Genomic DNA, 18,080 nt, shown 5'->3' with positions numbered 1-18,080 from the left:
CGCCGTCAGAGGGTTGCCGACTTCAGCGGTACGGAGGGGTCGGCGGCCCGTGCCGGATCGAGCCGCGCCCCCGCCTCGATGAGCTTGCGCCCCTGCGCCAGATCGCGTGGCCGGCCGACGGCGAGGACCGCGACCAGGACGCCGTCCCGCAGCCAGCACACCGACCAGGAGGGACCGGCCGGATCGCCGCGCCACAACAGGGTGTCGCCGCCCCCGTGATGGCCCGCGTACTGCACGAACCGGTCGAACTGCTCGGACCAGAAGTACGGTACGGGGTCGTACGTCTGCGGCGCCGGACCGTCCTCGGCCCCCGCCCCGATGATGTTGGCAGCGGCGGTCCGCGGGCCCTGGAGAGCGTTGTCCCAGTGGTGGATGAGAAGGCGCTCTCCGTACCGGGCGGAGGGGAACGAGGCGCAGTCACCGACCGCGTACACATCGGGCAGCGAGCTACGCAGCGCCCCGTCGGCGGTCACCGATCCGTCGGCGCCGAGCGCGATGCCGGAGCCGGCCAGCCAGCCGGTGGCGGGCCGTGCGCCGATTCCGACGACGACCGCTCCGGCCGGGATCGTGCGGCCGTCGGCGAGGATCACCCGGCCGGGTTCGATGCGGGCGACCCTGGCTCCGGTGAGGAGTTCGGCGCCGCTCTCGGCGTACCAGGCGGTCATCGGGGCGGCGACCTCGGCGGGCAGCACGCCCGCGAGGGGCCGGTCGGCGGCCTCGACGACGGTGACCTCGCAGCCCGCGGCGCGGGCCGCGGTGGCGAATTCGGCACCGATCCAGCCCGCACCGACGACCACGACGCCGTGCTGCCCGTCAAGGACGGGCCGCAGCCGTGCCGCGTCGTCGAGGGTGCGCAGCAGATGGACCCCGGGAACGCCCTCGGCGCCGGGCAGGACGACAGGTTCGGCGCCGGTCGCGATCACCAGGACGTCGTAGGGAACGGGTCCTGACGGGGTGTCCAGCTCATGCGCGTCCGGCCGCACACCGGTGACCTCGCGGCCCAGTTGCAGATCGATGTCCAGCGCCTCGAAGTCGACGTCGAAGGCGGAGTCCTCGGCCTTGCCGAGCAGGACCGCCTTGGACAGCGGGGGCCGGTCGTAGGGCTGGTGCGGTTCGGCGCCGATCAGGACTACGGGGCCGGCGAAGCCCTGTTCCCGCAGGGCCACGGCCGTCTGCACGCCGGCCATGCCCGCGCCGACGATGACGACACGGCGCCCTGCCCGCCGGTCCGGCTGCTCTGACTGCTGCTGCTCGCTCACCCGTACACCTTAAGCATCTGACGGACCGTCAGGAAAGGGGGAGTCCTGGTCGGCGACCGGCGAGAGAACGAGTCCGCCGAGCGAACGGGCCACGGGGCTGCTCCCTTTCCGGGTCGGAGGAGGGGATTTACGACCTCGCCCACGATTGGCAGTGGGAGAAGGAGCGGCGTCTGGGGCCTTCGAATCCAAGGCGGAGGAGGGAGTCGGATGGGGTCTCCCCTGCTCGAACGCAGCTGAGAGCTTGGGGAAGGAGCGGATGGGGTCTCCCCCAGGTCGAGCGAAGCCGAGACCTTGGGGAAGACTGACGACAACGCCGGAGGCGGAGGTCCCGGACACCGCGACGCCTCTGACAATCGTGGGCGAGGTCGTTAGGGTGGCCGACGTAAAACACTCGCGGGAGCCCGGACGCACCGGGCTGAGAGGGAGGCTGGGCGGCCTCCGACCGTACGAACCTGATCCGGGTCATGCCGGCGAAGGGAGGGGCTGGACGCCCATGCGTTCTTCTCGGGACGGAAACGGATCCGACGTCCTTGTCATCGGGGGCGGGATCATCGGTCTGGTGACCGCCTGGCGGGCCGCGCAACGCGGACTGCGCACCGCGGTCGTCGATCCCGAACCGGGCGGCGGGGCCGCCCGAGTGGCAGCCGGCATGCTGGCCGCCGTCACCGAACTCCACTACGGCGAACAGCTGCTGCTGGGGCTCAATGTCGCCTCGGCCGCGCGCTATCCGGCCTTCGTGGCCGAGCTGGAGGCGGCGAGCGGACAGGAGACCGGCTTCCGCGCCTGCGGCACCCTGGCTGTCGCGCTGGACTCCGACGACCGTGCCCATCTGCGGGAACTGCACGCCCTGCAGCAGCGTTCGGGCCTGGAGTCGCAGTGGCTCACCGGCCGCGAATGCCGCCGCCTGGAGCCGATGCTCACGCCGGGCGTCCGCGGCGGTCTGCGGGTCGACGGCGACCACCAGATCGATCCCCGCCGGCTGGCCGCCGCACTGCTGACTGCCTGCGAGCGGGCCGGGGTGGCCTTCCACCGAGACTGGGTGGAGCGCCTGACGGTGATACGCGACCGGGCCGCCGGAGCCGTGCTCGCCGGGAGTACGGAGCTCGCCGCCGACCAGGTCGTGCTCGCCGCGGGCAGCCTCAGCGGCCGGCTCCCGGGGCTGCCGGACGAGGTCGTGCCGCCGGTCCGGCCGGTGAAGGGACAGGTGCTCCGGCTGACCGTGCCCGCGGCGAGGAGACGGACCTCGCCGTTCCTCACCCGGACGGTCCGGGCCGTCGTCCGGGGAAGCCAGGTCTATCTCGTACCGCGCGAGAACGGCGAACTGGTCGTCGGCGCCACCACCGAGGAGATGGGCTGGGACATCACCGTCACCGCGGGCGGCGTCTACGAGCTGCTGCGGGACGCCCACGAACTGGTGCCCGGCATCACCGAACTGCCGCTCACCGAGACCCGGGCCGGCCTGCGCCCCGCCTCCCCCGACAACGCCCCGCTGCTCGGCCCCACCGCCCTGCCCGGCCTCCACCTCGCCACTGGCCACCACCGCAACGGGGTTCTGCTCACCCCCGTCACCGGTGACGTCATGGCAGAGCTCCTGGCCGGCGGCGAGCTGCCCGAGATGGCCCGCCCCTTCACCCCACACCGTTTCTCGTCCGCCGCCTCCGTACGTCAGGAGCAGCCCGCATGACCGAGCCCGCACCGCTCTGCGTGTCCGTGAACGGCGAGGTCCGTCTCCTCGCCGCGGGCACCACCCTGGACACCCTTGTCGCCACCCTGACCGCCGCACGCTCCGGCGTCGCGGCCGCCGTCAACGAGAGCGTCGTCCCGCGCGGCCAGTGGCCCGCCGCCGCACTCAGTGACGGTGACCGCGTCGAGGTCCTGACCGCCGTCCAGGGAGGCTGACCGTGTCCGACGACCTCTTCACCCTCGGCGACGCCACCTTCGGCTCCCGGCTGATCATGGGAACAGGCGGGGCACCCAGCCTCGACGTGCTGGAACGCTCCCTGACCGCCTCCGGCACCGAACTGACCACCGTCGCGATGCGCCGCCTCGATCCGACCGTGCAGGGCTCGGTGCTCTCCGTGCTCCAGCGGCTCTCCATCCGTGTCCTGCCGAACACGGCGGGCTGCTTCACCGCGGGCGAGGCCGTACTGACCGCCCGGCTGGCCCGCGAGGCGCTCGGCACCGACTGGGTCAAGCTGGAGGTGGTGGCCGACGAGCGCACCCTGCTGCCCGACCCGATCGAACTGCTGGACGCCGCGGAGACGCTGGTGGACGACGGCTTCACCGTGCTGCCGTACACCAATGACGACCCGGTGCTGGCCCGCAGGCTCCAGGACGTGGGGTGCGCGGCGGTCATGCCTCTCGGCTCCCCCATCGGCTCCGGCCTCGGCATCCGCAATCCGCACAACTTCCAGCTGATCGTCGAGCAGGCCCGGGTGCCGGTGATTCTCGACGCGGGCGCCGGGACGGCCTCGGACGCGGCACTGGCGATGGAACTGGGGTGCGCGGCGGTGATGCTGGCGTCCGCGGTGACCAGGGCCCAGGAGCCCGAACTGATGGCCGCGGCGATGCGGCATGCGGTGGCGGGCGGGCGGCTGGCGTACCGCGCGGGCCGGATCCCGCGCCGCCACTTCGCCGAGGCCTCGTCGCCGGTGGAGGGGCGCGCGGTGCTGGACCCGGAACGCCCGGCGTTCTGACCCACCGGGACCCACCGGAGCACCGCGGCGCACATGTCCCTGTCAAGGCTCGGCTGCGGTACGGCCCCGGGTCTGCCCCGGCTCGTGGGCCGTGTCCGTGGCGGCTCGTAGACTCACATGCGTGGATACGACCCTCCAGGACCCTCTCGTCGGGCAGCTGCTCGACGGCCGCTACCGCGTCGATGCCCGCATCGCCGTGGGCGGCATGGCCACGGTCTACCGGGCCGTGGACACCCGGCTCGACCGGGTGCTCGCCCTCAAGGTGATGCACCCGGCGCTCGCCACCGACGCCTCGTTCGTCGAGCGCTTCATCCGCGAGGCCAAGTCCGTGGCCCGGCTTGCGCACCCCAATGTGGTTGCGGTCTTCGACCAGGGCGCCCAGGGACAGTACGTCTACCTCGCCATGGAGTACGTCGCGGGCTGCACCCTGCGCGACATCCTGCGCGAACGCGGCGCCCTGCAGCCGAGGGCCGCACTGGACATCCTGGAGCCGGTCCTGGCCGCCCTCGGCGCCGCGCACCGGGCGGGCTTCGTGCACCGCGACATGAAGCCGGAGAACGTCCTGATAGGGGACGACGGCCGGGTCAAGGTCGCCGACTTCGGCCTCGTACGGGCGGTGGGCGCCGTCACCAACACCACCGGGTCCGTCCTGGGCACCGTCTCGTATCTCGCCCCCGAGCAGATCGAGCACGGCACGGCGGACACCCGCACCGATGTGTACGCCTGCGGTGTCGTCCTGTACGAGATGCTGACCGGATCCAAGCCGCACGTCGGCGACACCCCCGCCCAGGTCATCTACCAGCACCTCAACGAGGACGTCCCGGCCCCGTCGGCGGCCGTCCCGGGGCTCCCGGTCGAGCTCGACGACCTGGTGGCGAGCGCCACCGCCCGCAACCCCGAGGTCCGCCCGTTCGACGCGGTGGCGCTGCTCGCCGAGACCCGCGAGGCCCGCTCCGGCCTCACCGACGCCCAGCTGGACGCCGTACCGCCGCAGGCCCTCGCCGAGGTGCACGACGCCGCCGAGGACCGTACGAGCGTGATCCCGCGGCTGCTCCCGGCCGACCAGGGCGTCGCCCATCGCACCAGCCGGCTGGAAATGCCCCCGCCGACGCCATCGCAGCCCGCGCCGCACAACTGGCTCCGCGGTCCGCGGCGCTCCGTCATCGCCGTGGTCGTCGCCGTGCTGCTGACGCTGGGGATCGGCACCGGCGTCTGGTACATCAACTCCGGGCAGTTCACCCGGGTGCCCTCCGTGCTCGGCCAGACCGAGAAGACCGCCCAGGAGCGGCTCTCGGACGCCGGCCTGGAAGTCGAGAGCGTGAAGCGGGCCTACAGCGACACCGTCGAGCGCGGCGAGGTCATCAGCAGTGACCCCGAGTCCGGCGCCCGCATCCGGGGGAACGGCGCGGTGACGCTGGTCGTCTCGCGCGGCCCGGAGATCGTGAAGGTGCCCGATGTTCAGGGCCTCGCACTCACCGACGCCAGGCGCGCGCTGAAGAAGGCCGGCCTGGTCCCCGGCATGGTCACCAAGGAGTTCAGCGAGGAGACGGGACGGGGCGAGGTGATCCGTACGGACCCCGGGGCGGGCGCCGAGCGCCACTCCGACTCCGCGGTCGCCCTGGTCGTCAGCAAGGGCGCTCCGGTCGATGTCCCCGATGTCACCGGGCTTTCCGTCGAGGACGCCACCGCCGCGCTGGACGAGGAGGGGCTGAAGGCCGAGGTGCTGCCCGACCGGATCAACTCCCCCGAGGTCGCCGGCGACGTCGCCCATCAGTCGCCGGCCGAGGGCAGCCAGGCCGTCGAGGGCGACACCATCACGCTCACGGTCTCCAAGGGGCCGCGGATGATCGACGTCCCGGACGTCACAGGGAAGAACGTCGACGACGCCAGGAGCAAGCTGGAGGACGCGGGCTTCGAGGTCAAGGTCGACCGCCCGTTCATCTCCTTCAGCGACACGATCGTGAGCCAGTCCGTCGACGGCGGCGAACAGGCCCCTGAGGGCAGCACCATCACCATCAAGACCAAGGGGCTCTAGATCCACATGCGCAACCCAGTCGGCGGCCATGTTCCCGTGGCCGGCGGCCTCGCCAAGGCCGGCCTCTCCTATGCCCGCGCGATGGGGGCGGAGGCCGTCCAGGTCTTCGTCGCCAACCCGCGCGGCTGGGCGACGCCGGTCGGCAACCCGGCCCAGGACGAGCAGTTCCGCGCCGAATGCGCCGCCGATTCCATACCGGCGTACGTGCACGCCCCGTATCTGATCAACTTCGGTTCGCACACCGGGGCCACGCTCGAGAAGTCCGTGGAATCGTTGCGGCACTCACTGCGCCGGGCCCGTGAGATCGGCGCCCTGGGCGTCGTGGTGCACACCGGATCGGCGACCGGCGGCCGGCCGCGCGAGCAGGCCCTCGCACAGGTACGCACGCACATGCGTCCGCTCCTGGACGAACTGACGCACGACGACGACCCCTATCTGCTGCTTGAGTCGACCGCCGGGCAAGGGTTCTCGCTCTGCTCGCGGACCTGGGACTTCGGCCCGTACTTCGACGCACTCGACGCCCACCCCAAGCTCGGCATCTGCCTCGACACCTGCCACATCTACGCGGCGGGCCACGATCTGACGGGCCCGGCGGGCATGCGGCAGACCCTGGACCTGCTCGTGGACACGGTCGGCGAGGGGCGGCTGAAACTGATCCACGCCAATGACTCCAAGGACGTGGTGGGAGCCCACAAGGACCGGCACGAGAACATCGGCGCCGGACATATCGGCGAGGAGCCGTTCCGGGAGCTGTTCGCTCACCCGGCGACCGCCGGTGTACCGCTGATCATCGAGACGCCGGGCGGCAAGGAAGGTCATGCGGCGGATGTGGCGCGGCTGAAGGGGCTGCGCGACCGGGGCTGAGGACCTCGGCCCCGCACTGATTGCCCCATCGGGGAATACCCCATGGGGTTATATCGTCAGGGGCTTTCCGGGAGCCGTCGGGTCAGAGCTCGGGGCCGTCCCCCGGCTCTTCCTGGTAGGAGTAGCGCTGCTCGCGCCACGGGTCGCCGATGTTGTGATAGCCGCGCTCCTCCCAGAAGCCGCGGCGGTCGGCCGTCATGTACTCGACGCCCCGGACCCACTTGGGCCCCTTCCAGGCATAGAGATGCGGCACGACGAGCCGGAGCGGGAAGCCGTGCTCGGCAGTGAGCAGCTCACCGCCCTTGTGGGTGGCGAAAAGTGTTCGGTCCGAGGCGAAGTCGGAGAGCCGGAGATTCGAGCTGAATCCGTACTCGGCCCAGACCATCACATGGGTGACGTTCGGCGCGGGTGGCGCGAGCTCCAGGACCGTACGGGCGAGCACCCCGCCCCACTCGGCCCCGAGCATGCTGAATTTGGTGACGCAGTGCAGGTCGGCAACGATCGAGGTGAACGGCAGCACCGAGAACTCCTGATGGTTCCAGCAGTGCTTCTCGCCGTCCGCCGTGGCACCGAAGACCCGGAACTCCCAGCGGTCGGGCTTGAACTTGGGCACGGGCCCGTAGTGGGTAACCGGCCAACCGCGCTGGAGTCGCTGTCCCGGCGGAAGCTCGGACTGCTCCGACGCGCTGTTTTCCCGGCTTTCCGGCTGACCCATGACTCCATGGTGACAGACAGGCAGGGATGGCCCCGACCAAGGCAGGAGCAATTCGGGCAACCCATACTAAGCATGCACTTACTGGACGATCACCGGGCGCGGTGCGAGGATGCGGCCAACTTGCCCAGTTCACCGGTTGGAAGGAGCCTGTGCGATGCAGGGCGACCCCGAGGTCCTTGAGTTCTTGAACGAGCAGCTGACCGCCGAGTTGACCGCCATCAATCAGTACTTCCTGCATGCAAAGATGCAGGACAACTTCGGCTGGACGAAGCTCGCGAAGTACACCCGCTCCGAGTCGTTCGACGAGATGAAGCACGCCGAGGTCCTCACGGACCGCATTCTCTTCCTCGATGGACTGCCCAACTACCAGCGCCTGTTCCACGTGCGGGTGGGTCAGACCGTCACTGAGATGTTCCAGGCCGACCGCCAGGTCGAAGTGGAGGCGATCGACCGCCTCAAGCGCGGGATCGAGCTGATGCGCGACAAGGGCGACATCACGTCCGCAAACATCTTTGAGTCGATCCTGGAGGACGAGGAGCACCACATCGACTACCTCGACACCCAGCTGGAACTGGTCGAGAAGCTCGGCGAGCCGCTCTACATCGCCCAGCAGATCGAGCAGCCGGACAGCTGAGCCCGGGCGGGGTCAGGCCGCTTCGGAGAGACGGACGCCCGGGGTGACGCCGGCAGCGATACCCGGATCGATCTCGGGGGCGGCGTCCGTGGCGGCGTCCGCGGCAGTGCCGGGCGCCCGCTTCCGGTCGAGCAGCTCGCGGCGCGGACAGGCACCGCGGCCGAGCACGGCCTGGATGGCGCGGACGCAGCCGCCGCAGTCCGTGCCCGCCTTGCAGGCGGAGGCTATCTGCCGGGGCGTGCACGCCCCGGCTTCCGCATGTTCCTTGACCTGCTTCTCCGTGATGCCGAAACACGAGCAGACGTACATGCGGTTCACCTCCCGGCGGGATTGGTCGTTACTGCCACCCCGTTGATCGGTGAGGCTTACCTAACCTTACCTGGCGCTCAAAGTGCTTGAAAGCCTCCGAACGCCCTGTGGGGCACGGATCACATCGATCCGTGCCCCACAGTCGCACGTGCGCCACCTGCGGTGACCGTTACTGGTCCCGGTACATCTCGGCGACCAGGAACGCCAGGTCGAGGGACTGGCTGCGGTTGAGCCGCGGGTCGCAGGCCGTCTCGTAGCGCTGGTGCAGATCGTCCACGAAGATCTCGTGTCCGCCGCCGACGCACTCGGTGACATCGTCACCAGTGAGCTCGACGTGGATGCCACCCGGATGCGTGCCGAGGCCCTTGTGCACCTCGAAGAAGCCCTTGACCTCGTCCAGGACGTCGTCGAAGCGACGGGTCTTGTGGCCGGAAGCCGCCTCGAAGGTGTTGCCGTGCATCGGGTCGGTCACCCACGCCACGGTGGCGCCGGAGGCGGTGACCTTCTCGACCAGGTCGGGAAGCTTGTCGCGGACCTTGTCGGCGCCCATGCGGACGATGAAGGTCAGCCGGCCGGGCTCGCGGTCCGGGTCGAGGCGGTCGATGTAGCCGAGCGCCTCTTCGACGGTGGTCGTCGGGCCGAGCTTGACGCCGATGGGGTTGCGGATCTTCGAGGCGAACTCGATGTGCGCACCGTCCATCTGGCGGGTGCGCTCACCGATCCAGACCATGTGGCCGGAGGTGTCGTACAGCTGGCCGGTGCGCGAGTCGGTGCGGGTCAGCGCCGACTCGTAGTCCAGCAGCAGACCCTCGTGCGAGGCGTAGAACTCGACCGCCTTGAACTCGGCCGGGTCCGTGCCGCACGCCTTCATGAAGTTCAGCGCGTTGTCGATCTCGCGGGCGAGCGCCTCGTAGCGCTGGCCGGACGGCGACGACTTCACGAAGTCCTGGTTCCAGGCGTGCACCTGGCGCAGGTCGGCGTAACCGCCGGTGGTGAACGCGCGGACCAGGTTCAGCGTGGAAGCGGATGCGTGGTACATCTGCTTCAGCCGGTCCGGGTCCGGGACGCGGGCTTCCTCGGTGAAGGCGAAGCCGTTGACGGAGTCTCCGCGGTAGGTCGGCAGAGTGACGCCGTCGCGGGTCTCGGTCGACTTGGAGCGCGGCTTGGAGTACTGCCCGGCGATCCGGCCCACCTTGACGACGGGTACGGAGGCCGCGTAGGTCAGGACGGCGCTCATCTGGAGCAGCGTCTTCAGCTTGGCCCGGATGTGCTCGGCCGACACCGCGTCGAAGGCCTCGGCGCAGTCACCGCCCTGCAGCAGGAACGCCTCGCCCTTGGCGACGGCTCCCATGCGGGCACGCAGCTGGTCGCACTCGCCCGCGAAGACGAGCGGCGGATACGACGCGAGGTCCGCGAGTACATCGCGCAGAGCCTCGGCATCGGGGTACTCGGGCTGCTGCGCCGCGGGAAGGTCTCGCCAGGTCGCCTTGTCGGCGACACTTCGGGATTCAGCATTCACGATCACAAGAGCAAGCCTACGGGGTTGTCGAATTCAAATCGGTACTTGCTCGCCTGATGAGACGGGCCCATCGGATCCGCGCTAGGATCCACGGCATGTTCGCGCAGACGAACCAGAACTGGTGGTGGACCGCTCATCCGGCGGCCCACTGATCAATCGCGCGACAGACCACGCGAAGGCCGCCCGAGGGGCGGCCTTCTCTGCGTTCCGGGAGCCGTTCCTCCATCCAGGAAGGAACACCCCAATGTCTCAGCCCCACCGCACCGGCCTCGTCATCGAGAGGCTTCTCCGGGACGACTGCCCGCCGTTCGCGCTGCTGCGTCGGCGCACCCCCGGCCACGACCAGGACACCGTCGAGGTGCTGATCGGCCGGGTGCGGGAAGCGGACCGGCTCGCCGATCTCCCGGTCGGTGCACTGCCCTCGCTGGCCCTGGTGCCGTTCCGGCAGATCGCCGAGCGCGGTTTCGATGTGCGCGACGACGGCACGCCGCTGTCCGTGCTGGTCGCGGAGGAGACGTACGAGCTGCCACTGGCCGAGGTGCTGGACCACCTGCCGGTCCATGACGTGCGGGTCGAGAGCGGCGCCTTCGACGTCCCCGACGAGGAGTACGCGGAGATCGTCCGGCGGGTCGTCGAGGACGAGATCGGGCAGGGCGAGGGCGCGAACTTCGTCATCCGGCGGACCTTCCGGGGCGAGATCCCCGGATTCGGCCGGGCCGACGCGCTGGCCCTCTTCCGGCGGCTGCTGGCCGGTGAGCGGGGCGCGTACTGGACGTTCGTCGTGCACACGGGCGACAGCGGAACCGAAGAGCCCTCCGCTTCGGGGCGGCGGCGGGTGACGGGCGGGAGGACGCTCGTCGGCGCCAGCCCCGAGGCACATGTGCGGATGTCCGGCGGGACGGTCGTGATGAACCCGATCAGCGGGACGTACCGCTACCCCGCCGAGGGCCCGACCGTCGAGAATCTGCTGGCCTTCCTCTCCGACCGCAAGGAGAGGGACGAGCTCTCCATGGTGGTCGACGAGGAACTCAAGATGATGTGCACCGTCGGCGACATGGGCGGGGTGGTGGTCGGGCCGCGGCTCAAGGAGATGGCCCATCTGGCGCATACCGAGTACGAGCTGCGCGGGCGTTCCTCGCTGGATGTGCGCCAGGTGCTGAAGGAGACCATGTTCGCGGCGACGGTCACCGGCTCCCCCGTGCAGAACGCCTGCCGGGTCATCGAGCGGTACGAGCCGGGCGGGCGCGGCTACTACGCGGGCGCGCTGGCGCTGCTGCGGCAGGAGCCGGGCGGGGTGCAGACCCTGGACTCACCGATCCTGATCCGTACCGCCGACATCTCGGCCGACGGGCACGTGCGGGTACCGGTCGGGGCGACACTCGTACGCCACTCCGATCCGGACAGCGAGGTCGCCGAGACCCATGCGAAGGCGGCCGGCGTGCTGGCCGCACTGGGGGTGCGGCCGGGCCGGCCGAGGGCCGAGGCGGCGCGTCCGCAGCTGGCGGGCGACCCGCGGGTGCGGACGGCGCTGGACGCCAGGCGGGACGGTCTCGCGCCGTTCTGGCTGCGGATGCAGGAGCGTACGCACGAGCTGTCCGGCCATGCGCTGGTGATCGACGGGGAGGACACCTTCACCGCGATGCTGGCGCACCTGCTGCGCTCCTCGGGCCTGGAGGTGTCGGTGCACCGCTACGACGAGCCGGGGCTGCGCGAGCGCGTACGGGCGCACGAGGGTCCGGTCGTGCTGGGCCCCGGGCCCGGGGATCCGGGTGACATCACCGACCCGAAGATGCGGCTGCTGCGCGAGTTCGCCGTGGAACTGCTCCGTGATCACCGACACGGGCTGCTGGGCGTCTGCCTCGGCCATGAGCTGATCGCGGCGGAGCTGGGTCTGGAGATCGTCCGCAAGTCCGTTCCGTACCAGGGCGCACAGACCCGGATCGATCTGTTCGGGCGGCCGGAGACGGTCGGCTTCTACAACAGCTTCACCGCGCGCTGCGACGAGGGCGCCGTGGCCGAACTGGCGGCACATGGTGTCGAGGCGAGCCTGGACGCGAGGACCGGGGAGCTCCACGCGCTGCGCGGTCCGGGCTTCGCCTCGGTGCAGTTCCACCCGGAGTCCGTGCTGACCCTGCGCGGCGCGGCGGTCGTGGCCGGGCTGCTGGCGGGGCTGCCGGTGGCCTGTTGAAGAGGGTGGACGGGGCCCCGGGAGGAGATCCGGGGGCCCGGTTCACCGGAAGGCACAGGTTCAGCGGGACAGCACCGGGACGAGAACGTTGTCGCTGCGGCGGCCGGCCAGTACACGTCGAGTCCGGCACCCAGGCCGCTCAGCCGAAGAAGACACCCACCTCCGCGTAGAGGGCCGGATCGACGGTCTTCAGCCGGGCGGTCGCCACCGCGATCGGCACCCGGACGATGTCGGTGCCCTTCAGGGCGACCATCGCGCCGAAGTCGCCGTCCCGCACGGCATCGATCGCGTGCAGGCCGAAGCGGGTGGCCAGCCAGCGGTCGGAGGCGCTGGGGGTGCCGCCGCGCTGGACATGGCCGAGGACGGTCGTTCTGGCCTCCTTGCCGGTGCGGCTCTCGATCTGTTTGGCCAGCCACTCGCCGACGCCGGAGAGCCGGACATGACCGAAGGAGTCGTGCGATCCGTCCTTGAGGATCATCTCGCCCTGCGCGGGCATGGCGCCTTCGGCGACCACCACGATCGGTGCGTAGCTCGTGCCGAATCGGGAGGTCACCCAGGCGCACACCTGGTCGATGTCGAAGCGCTGCTCCGGGATGAGGATGACATTCGCGCCGCCGGCCAGTCCGGAGTGGAGCGCGATCCAGCCCGCATGACGGCCCATCACCTCGACGACGAGGACTCGCATATGGGATTCGGCGGTGGTGCGCAGCCGGTCGATGGCCTCGGTCGCGATGGAGACGGCCGTGTCGAATCCGAAGGTGTAGTCGGTGGCGGAGAGGTCGTTGTCGATGGTCTTGGGAACGCCGACGCATTTGATGCCGTGTTCGTCGAACAGGGCCCCCGCCACGCCGAGGGTGTCCTCGCCGCCGATCGTGATGAGCGAATCGACCTCGTACTTGGCGAGGTTTTCCCTGATCCGGCGGACGCCGTGCTCCACGCCGAGCGGATTGGTGCGCGAGGAACCAAGGATGGTGCCGCCGCGCGGCAGGATGCCGCGCACGGCCGGAATGGAGAGCGGCACCGTCTCGCCCTCCAGTGGGCCGCGCCAGCCGTCCCGGAATCCGATGAAGTCGTAGCCGTACTCCTGCACGCCCTTGCGGACGATGGCGCGGATGACCGCATTGAGCCCTGGGCAGTCGCCACCCCCGGTCAGTACTCCGACCCGCATGGAAACATCCCTTCGCCGAAGTGAGCCCGCCGATGACCACGCTATGGGTGATCCAGGTCACTCAGGGATGGGCCGGAGGGGCGATTCCGGTGCATTACGGGGGCGCGGATGGGTCAGGCATCGTCGAGGCCGCGCTCGATCGCATACCGCACGAGCTCCACCCGGTTGTGCAACTGGAGCTTGCCCAGGGTGTTCTGCACATGGTTCTGGACGGTGCGGTGAGAGATGACCAGACGCTCGGCGATCTGCTTGTACGAGAGTCCCTTGGCGACCAGCCGCAGCACCTCGGTCTCGCGCTCGGTGAGCTGCGGGGCCTTGGGTTCGTCGGCGGCGACGGGTGTGGGGTCGGAGGCGAGCCTGCGGTACTCGCCGAGGACCAGCCCGGCCAGCCCCGGAGTGAAGACGGGGTCGCCGACGGCAGTGGACCGCACGGCCTCGGTCAGCTCCCGCGTACTGGCCGACTTGAGCAGATAGCCGGTGGCGCCGGATTTGACCGCCTCCAGTACGTCGGCGTGCTCACCGCTCGCGGAGAGCACCAGGACGCGCAGTCCGGGGTGGGAGCCGACGAGCTCCTTGCAGACCTGAACGCCGGGCATGCCGGGCAGGTTGAGGTCGAGTACGAGGACGTCGGGGGTGGCGGCCTTCGCCCTGCGGACGGCCTGCGGTCCGTCACCGGCGGTCGCCACCACTTCGAAACCGGACTCGGAAAGATCGCGGGCGACGGCGTCGCGCCACATCGGGTGGTCGTCGACGACCATCACCCTGATGGTCCGTCCCCCGGTGGTCCGTTCCCCGGCACCCCGGATGTTCTCCGTGCTCATCCTGCTGATCCTGCCTTCCCCCGTGAAACCTTCGGAACCTTCAACTCGACCTCGGTGCCCTGACCGGGCACGGAAATCAACTCGGCCGTGCCGCCCAGGTCACGCAGCCTTCCCCGGATCGACAGGGCGACCCCCATCCGCCCCTCCCCCTCGGCCTGGGCGAGCCGCCCGTCCGGGATGCCGGGGCCGTCGTCCCGGACCGTCACGATCACTTCGTCCGGCCAGTCCTCGACGAGGATCCAGGCCTGGGCATTCTCCCCCGCATGGACCCTGACATTGTCCAGGGCGGCACTGACAGCCGCCGCCAGCTCCTTCGCGGCCCCGGGAGCGAGCAGCACCGGAGCGCCGGGCTCCGCGAAGCTGATCCGGGAGCCGGCGTGCGGGGCGAGCAGGGAGCGCAGATCGCACTCGGCCTGCCCGGCGGGGTCGTCATCGACCTCGACGCTGCGGACCACGGCGCCCTCGGCGGCGTCCTCGGAGACCCGGGTGGTGAGCACCAGACCGCTGGAGACCAGGGTGCGCAGGGCGACTTCCTGCTCCCCGGCCATCCGGCCCAGTTCGGCGGCCTCGCCGCCCAGCGCCGTGCCGCGGCGCTGCACCATCGCGAGGACCTGGAGCACGCTGTCGTGGATGTCGCGGGCCAGCCGTTCCCGCTCGCGGGTGGCGGCCTCGATCTCCAGGGCGCGGGCGAGGGTGCGCTCACTGGCCCTGGCCACCTCGACGACGTAACCGATGGCGATGGAGGCGACCCAGACCAGCAGGACGTTGTGGAAGGTGTCCCGGCTGGGATCGCCGCGCTCGATGATGTTGGCGACGGCGACGAAGGTGGATGCGAAGGCCGCCCAGCGCCAGCCGCCCTTGATGGCGAAGGCCAGCACGGAGCCCGCGGTCCAGATGGACGGCAGCGTCGGGGCATCGACGTGCTGAGCGTCGAAATCGGCGAGCGGGGTGAGGAGGATGCCGGCAAGGGCGAGGGCCAGGTCGGCGCCGAGGAAACGCTTGGTGCAGGCGACGGCGCCCGCGACCTTCGGGAGGGTGCCGAGCGTCCAGGCCGCCATCACCACCAGGAAGACGACGGCCACCCACGGCCGGTCGTACCTGTCGCGGCCGAAGACGGCGAGCAGGACGGCGTAGAGCATCGTCAGAATGCGGTACGCGGTCAGCGCGCGCCACAGCGGCTGCTCGACCGACATGCGTACGACCCGCTCGCGCCTGGCCACTTCCCCACCCCCGGACGGAAACGACGCGGTTAAGCGCCGAACCGTTCCGTCACCCTTGCGTTCCGGACTCTCTGCGCGCCTGCTTCTCCTCCTCGGCACGGCGCTTCGCCTCGTCCGCGATCTGCCGCTTGGCGGCGGTCGCGTAGATGTCGACGTACTCCTGGCCCGAGAGCTTCATGATCTCGTACATCACCTCGTCGGTGACCGAGCGCAGGATGAAGCGGTCCCCCTCCATGCCGTGGTACCGGCTGAAGTCGAGCGGCTTGCCGATCCTGATCCCCGGGCGCATCAGCTTGGGGATCACCTGGCCCGGCGGCTGGATCTTCTCCGTGTCGATCATCGCGACGGGGATGACGGGCGCTCCGGTGGCCAGCGCCACCCGGGCCAGTCCGCCGGGCTTGCCACGGTAGAGACGACCGTCGGGCGAGCGGGTGCCCTCCGGGTAGATACCGAAGAGCCCGCCGCTCTCGATGACCTCGATGCCCGCCTTGATGGCCGCCTCTCCGGCGCCTCGGGCACCCGAGCGGTCCACCGGGAGCTGGCCGACACCTTTGAAGAAGGCAGCGGTCAGTTTGCCCTTCACACCGGCCCCGGTGAAGTACTCGGACTTGGCGATGAAGGTGACCTTGCGGTCCAGGACGGCCGGCAGGAAGAAGGAGTCGGAGAACGACAGATGGTTGCTCGCGAGGATCGCCGGTCCCTGCGCGGGGATGTTCTCCAGGCCCTCCACCCATGGCCTGAAGGCGAGCTTCAATGACCCGCCGATGGAGAACTTCATTGCGCCGTAGATCAACTCGTGTGCCTCCTGTGTTCTGTCCGACAGACCTTATCCCCTGCGGCCGTCCGCGTTCCCGCCCGGCACGGAGCCGAAGCGGCTGCCGGGGCCGTGACGGCCCTGGTCGGTGTCGGTCCGGTCGCGTACGGTGAAGTAACGACCTCGCCCACGATTGGCAGTGGGAGAAGGAGCGGTGTCTGGGGCCTTCGAATCCAAGGCGGAGGAGGGAGTGATGGCGGAGCCATCGCGACTGACGACAACGCCGGAGTCGGAGGCCCCAGACACCGCGACGCCGCTGACAATCGTGGGCGAGGTCGTAATCCTTCTGCACTCCCCTCTTTCGCTCCCCTTCGAGCCTCACGAACAGGAGACCCCGGTGCCGGTCCTGCCTGGAGCCGAGCCGTTCCGCCACGAGGGCGGAGATGTCGGCGTCCTTCTCTGTCACGGATTTACCGGTTCCCCGCAATCACTGCGCCCCTGGGCCGACTATCTGGCGGAGCGCGGGCTCACCGTCTCGCTGCCGCTGCTGCCCGGGCACGGCACCCGCTGGGAGGACATGCAGATCACAGGCTGGCAGGACTGGTACGCGGAGGTGGACCGGGAGCTGCGCGCCCTGCTGGAGCGGTGCAGCCAGGTCTTCGTCTTCGGGCTTTCCATGGGCGGCACGCTCACACTGCGGCTGGGGGCGAAGCACGGGGACGCGATCAGCGGTCTGGTGCTCGTCAATCCGGCGAACAAGGTGCACGGCCTGTCGGCGTACGCACTGCCGGTCGCCCGCCATCTGGTGCGGACGACGAAGGGGCTGGCGAGCGATATCGCCCTGGAGGGCTCCGCCGAGGTGGGGTACGACCGGGTGCCGTTGCACGCGGCGCATTCGCTGCGGAATTTCTTCCGCCTGGTGGACGCCGAACTGCCCCAGGTCACCCAGCCGGTCGTCCTGCTGCACAGCCCGCAGGACCATGTGGTGCCGCCCGCCGACTCGGCCCGGATCCTCAGCCGGGTGTCGTCGACGGATGTCGAGGAGATCCTGCTGGAACAGAGCTACCACGTCGCGACGTTGGACCACGATGCGGAGCGGATCTTCGACGAGAGCTACCGGTTCATCGGCCGCCTCGCTCCGAGTGTCGGAAAGAAGGGGAGCACGTCAGGTGGCTGAGCACGACGCGGAGCGCGCGGGCAGCGAGGAGGGACGCGAGCCCCTGCCCGCGGAAGGAGCTGCGCTTCCCGCCGAGGGAGCGGCCGTACCCGAAGACGGCACGGATCCGCTGGATGCTGCTGCCCGGAAAGTGCCGCCGGGCGCCGACGGGGAGCGGTCCGGACGGTCGATCGACGAGGACGCCGTGTGGAAGGCGATCGTGGCGGGGTACGGCGAGGAGCCGGCCGACCCGCCCGGCGCCAGGCCGTTCAGGTCGATCGAGGATCTCGCACTGCTGGAGGACGATCAGTCGGGCGTCCTGGATCCGGACAAGGGGGTCGGGAAGAAGACCCCGAAGCCGCCGGAGAAGCCGCTCGGCAGCTCGATCGTGTTCGCCCCCGGCGTCGCCGGTCCGCGCGACTACGAGGTCGCGGAGCCGAAGGACGACGACCTCGACGACAGCGACGAGGGGCATTTCGTCCCCCCGGAGCCGCCGCCGCTGCCGGAGGCCGATGTCACGGCGAAGTTCGCCTGGCTCGCGGTCGTCGGCGGTCCGGTGCTGATGCTGGTCGCGGTGGTGCTGCGGTGGGACATGACCTGGTGGCTCACGACGGTCTGCGTCGGCGGCTTCCTGGGCGGCTTCGTCACGCTGGTGGCGCGGATGGGGGACGACGACGAGGACGACGACGACCCGGGGCGCGGAGCGGTGGTCTGAGACCGGGCAGGTCGGGGTGGCCCGTTA

At 70.3% G+C, this 18,080-nt stretch carries 18 protein-coding genes and 1 riboswitch; of the genes, 10 read left to right on the top strand and 8 right to left on the bottom strand.

The genetic code is table 11. The features are described 5' to 3' along the window. Positions 1-5: 5 nt before the first annotated feature. On the bottom strand, positions 6-1,259 hold the full coding sequence (locus ACH4EW_RS21360; RefSeq protein WP_398259095.1) for an NAD(P)/FAD-dependent oxidoreductase: 1,254 nt from the start codon (positions 1,257-1,259) through the stop codon (positions 6-8). Between the two features lie 383 nt (positions 1,260-1,642). Then, a riboswitch (TPP riboswitch) is annotated at positions 1,643-1,755 on the top strand. On the opposite strand from ACH4EW_RS21360, the gene thiO reads away from it, so the two are divergent. The 5 genes from thiO to ACH4EW_RS21335 all read left to right on the top strand — a co-directional run bounded on the left by thiO (position 1,753) and on the right by ACH4EW_RS21335 (position 6,854). After that, positions 1,753-2,943: a glycine oxidase ThiO gene (gene thiO / locus ACH4EW_RS21355; RefSeq protein ID WP_398259093.1), complete on the top strand. Its 1,191-nt coding sequence runs from the start codon at positions 1,753-1,755 to the stop codon at positions 2,941-2,943. It overlaps the preceding riboswitch by 3 nt. Next, positions 2,940-3,158, top strand: coding sequence for a sulfur carrier protein ThiS (thiS, locus tag ACH4EW_RS21350; protein WP_398259091.1), 219 nt, complete (start codon positions 2,940-2,942; stop codon positions 3,156-3,158). Before thiO ends, thiS begins: the two co-directional genes overlap by 4 nt. 2 nt (positions 3,159-3,160) lie before the next feature. Beyond that, the gene (locus ACH4EW_RS21345; RefSeq protein WP_398259089.1) at positions 3,161-3,955 is read left to right on the top strand and encodes a thiazole synthase; all 795 of its coding nucleotides are present in this window, start codon (positions 3,161-3,163) and stop codon (positions 3,953-3,955) included. A gap of 121 nt (positions 3,956-4,076) precedes the next feature. Continuing rightward, positions 4,077-5,990 (top strand): Stk1 family PASTA domain-containing Ser/Thr kinase, encoded by a 1,914-nt coding sequence (gene pknB / locus ACH4EW_RS21340; protein ID WP_398259087.1) that lies wholly within the window; start codon positions 4,077-4,079, stop codon positions 5,988-5,990. A 6-nt stretch (positions 5,991-5,996) separates the two neighbouring features. Beyond that, entirely contained in the window at positions 5,997-6,854 is an 858-nt protein-coding gene (locus tag ACH4EW_RS21335) for a deoxyribonuclease IV (protein ID WP_398259085.1), read from the top strand. Positions 6,855-6,936: 82 nt separating this feature from the next. On the opposite strand, the gene ACH4EW_RS21330 is transcribed toward ACH4EW_RS21335, so the two are convergent. Further along, entirely contained in the window at positions 6,937-7,569 is a 633-nt protein-coding gene (locus ACH4EW_RS21330; protein WP_398259083.1) for a sulfite oxidase-like oxidoreductase, read from the bottom strand. A gap of 154 nt (positions 7,570-7,723) precedes the next feature. Between ACH4EW_RS21330 and bfr the strand changes: the two genes are divergently transcribed. Beyond that, a complete protein-coding gene (bfr, locus tag ACH4EW_RS21325) occupies positions 7,724-8,203 on the top strand; it encodes a bacterioferritin (protein WP_398259081.1) in 480 nt (159 codons plus the stop codon). A gap of 12 nt (positions 8,204-8,215) precedes the next feature. On the opposite strand, the gene ACH4EW_RS21320 is transcribed toward bfr, so the two are convergent. Together ACH4EW_RS21320 and ACH4EW_RS21315 are read right to left on the bottom strand one after the other, a co-directional pair. Continuing rightward, a complete protein-coding gene (locus ACH4EW_RS21320; protein ID WP_398259079.1) occupies positions 8,216-8,512 on the bottom strand; it encodes a bacterioferritin-associated ferredoxin in 297 nt (98 codons plus the stop codon). 169 nt (positions 8,513-8,681) lie between these two features. Beyond that, entirely contained in the window at positions 8,682-10,037 is a 1,356-nt protein-coding gene (locus ACH4EW_RS21315; protein WP_398259077.1) for a class II 3-deoxy-7-phosphoheptulonate synthase, read from the bottom strand. A 50-nt stretch (positions 10,038-10,087) separates the two neighbouring features. Between ACH4EW_RS21315 and ACH4EW_RS21310 the strand changes: the two genes are divergently transcribed. Both ACH4EW_RS21310 and ACH4EW_RS21305 read left to right on the top strand, forming a co-directional pair. Beyond that, positions 10,088-10,183, top strand: coding sequence for a trp operon leader peptide (locus ACH4EW_RS21310; RefSeq protein ID WP_398259075.1), 96 nt, complete (start codon positions 10,088-10,090; stop codon positions 10,181-10,183). 92 nt (positions 10,184-10,275) lie between these two features. Continuing rightward, the gene (locus ACH4EW_RS21305) at positions 10,276-12,219 is read left to right on the top strand and encodes an anthranilate synthase family protein (protein ID WP_398259073.1); all 1,944 of its coding nucleotides are present in this window, start codon (positions 10,276-10,278) and stop codon (positions 12,217-12,219) included. 139 nt (positions 12,220-12,358) lie between these two features. Here the strand turns inward: ACH4EW_RS21305 and ACH4EW_RS21300 are convergent, their stop codons facing one another. The 4 genes from ACH4EW_RS21300 to ACH4EW_RS21285 form a co-directional block, all read right to left on the bottom strand. Beyond that, complete coding sequence (locus ACH4EW_RS21300; RefSeq protein WP_398259071.1) at positions 12,359-13,387, bottom strand: 6-phosphofructokinase; 1,029 nt, start codon at positions 13,385-13,387, stop codon at positions 12,359-12,361. Between the two features lie 113 nt (positions 13,388-13,500). Beyond that, the gene (locus ACH4EW_RS21295; protein WP_398259253.1) at positions 13,501-14,145 is read right to left on the bottom strand and encodes a response regulator; all 645 of its coding nucleotides are present in this window, start codon (positions 14,143-14,145) and stop codon (positions 13,501-13,503) included. A gap of 59 nt (positions 14,146-14,204) precedes the next feature. Next, the gene (macS, locus tag ACH4EW_RS21290) at positions 14,205-15,428 is read right to left on the bottom strand and encodes a MacS family sensor histidine kinase (RefSeq protein ID WP_398259069.1); all 1,224 of its coding nucleotides are present in this window, start codon (positions 15,426-15,428) and stop codon (positions 14,205-14,207) included. Positions 15,429-15,477: 49 nt separating this feature from the next. Beyond that, positions 15,478-16,221 (bottom strand): lysophospholipid acyltransferase family protein, encoded by a 744-nt coding sequence (locus ACH4EW_RS21285; protein WP_398259067.1) that lies wholly within the window; start codon positions 16,219-16,221, stop codon positions 15,478-15,480. A 358-nt stretch (positions 16,222-16,579) separates the two neighbouring features. On the opposite strand from ACH4EW_RS21285, the gene ACH4EW_RS21280 reads away from it, so the two are divergent. Together ACH4EW_RS21280 and ACH4EW_RS21275 are read left to right on the top strand one after the other, a co-directional pair. Beyond that, on the top strand, positions 16,580-17,359 hold the full coding sequence (locus ACH4EW_RS21280) for an alpha/beta hydrolase (protein WP_398259065.1): 780 nt from the start codon (positions 16,580-16,582) through the stop codon (positions 17,357-17,359). Then, on the top strand, positions 17,352-18,053 hold the full coding sequence (locus ACH4EW_RS21275; RefSeq protein WP_398259063.1) for a hypothetical protein: 702 nt from the start codon (positions 17,352-17,354) through the stop codon (positions 18,051-18,053). The genes ACH4EW_RS21280 and ACH4EW_RS21275 overlap by 8 nt, the downstream gene beginning before the upstream one ends. Positions 18,054-18,080: the final 27 nt, after the last annotated feature.

Source organism: Streptomyces sp. NPDC018000 (assembly GCF_044328025.1).
Taxonomy (GTDB): domain Bacteria; phylum Actinomycetota; class Actinomycetes; order Streptomycetales; family Streptomycetaceae; genus Streptomyces.
Note: the sequence above shows the minus strand (reverse complement) of the source record. Positions and strands in the feature narration are given on the sequence as shown.

Excerpts from the sequence above, each read along its gene's own strand:
- thiO (WP_398259093.1), top strand. The coding sequence starts at position 1,753 with ATGCGTTCTTCTCGGGACGGAAACGGATCCGACGTCCTTGTCATCGGG.
- thiS (WP_398259091.1), top strand. The coding sequence starts at position 2,940 with ATGACCGAGCCCGCACCGCTCTGCGTGTCCGTGAACGGCGAGGTCCGT.
- ACH4EW_RS21335 (WP_398259085.1), top strand. The coding sequence starts at position 5,997 with ATGCGCAACCCAGTCGGCGGCCATGTTCCCGTGGCCGGCGGCCTCGCC.
- ACH4EW_RS21330 (WP_398259083.1), bottom strand. The coding sequence starts at position 7,569 with ATGGGTCAGCCGGAAAGCCGGGAAAACAGCGCGTCGGAGCAGTCCGAG.
- bfr (WP_398259081.1), top strand. The coding sequence starts at position 7,724 with ATGCAGGGCGACCCCGAGGTCCTTGAGTTCTTGAACGAGCAGCTGACC.
- ACH4EW_RS21320 (WP_398259079.1), bottom strand. The coding sequence starts at position 8,512 with ATGTACGTCTGCTCGTGTTTCGGCATCACGGAGAAGCAGGTCAAGGAA.
- ACH4EW_RS21310 (WP_398259075.1), top strand. The coding sequence starts at position 10,088 with ATGAGACGGGCCCATCGGATCCGCGCTAGGATCCACGGCATGTTCGCG.
- ACH4EW_RS21305 (WP_398259073.1), top strand. The coding sequence starts at position 10,276 with ATGTCTCAGCCCCACCGCACCGGCCTCGTCATCGAGAGGCTTCTCCGG.
- ACH4EW_RS21300 (WP_398259071.1), bottom strand. The coding sequence starts at position 13,387 with ATGCGGGTCGGAGTACTGACCGGGGGTGGCGACTGCCCAGGGCTCAAT.
- ACH4EW_RS21295 (WP_398259253.1), bottom strand. The coding sequence starts at position 14,145 with ATGGTCGTCGACGACCACCCGATGTGGCGCGACGCCGTCGCCCGCGAT.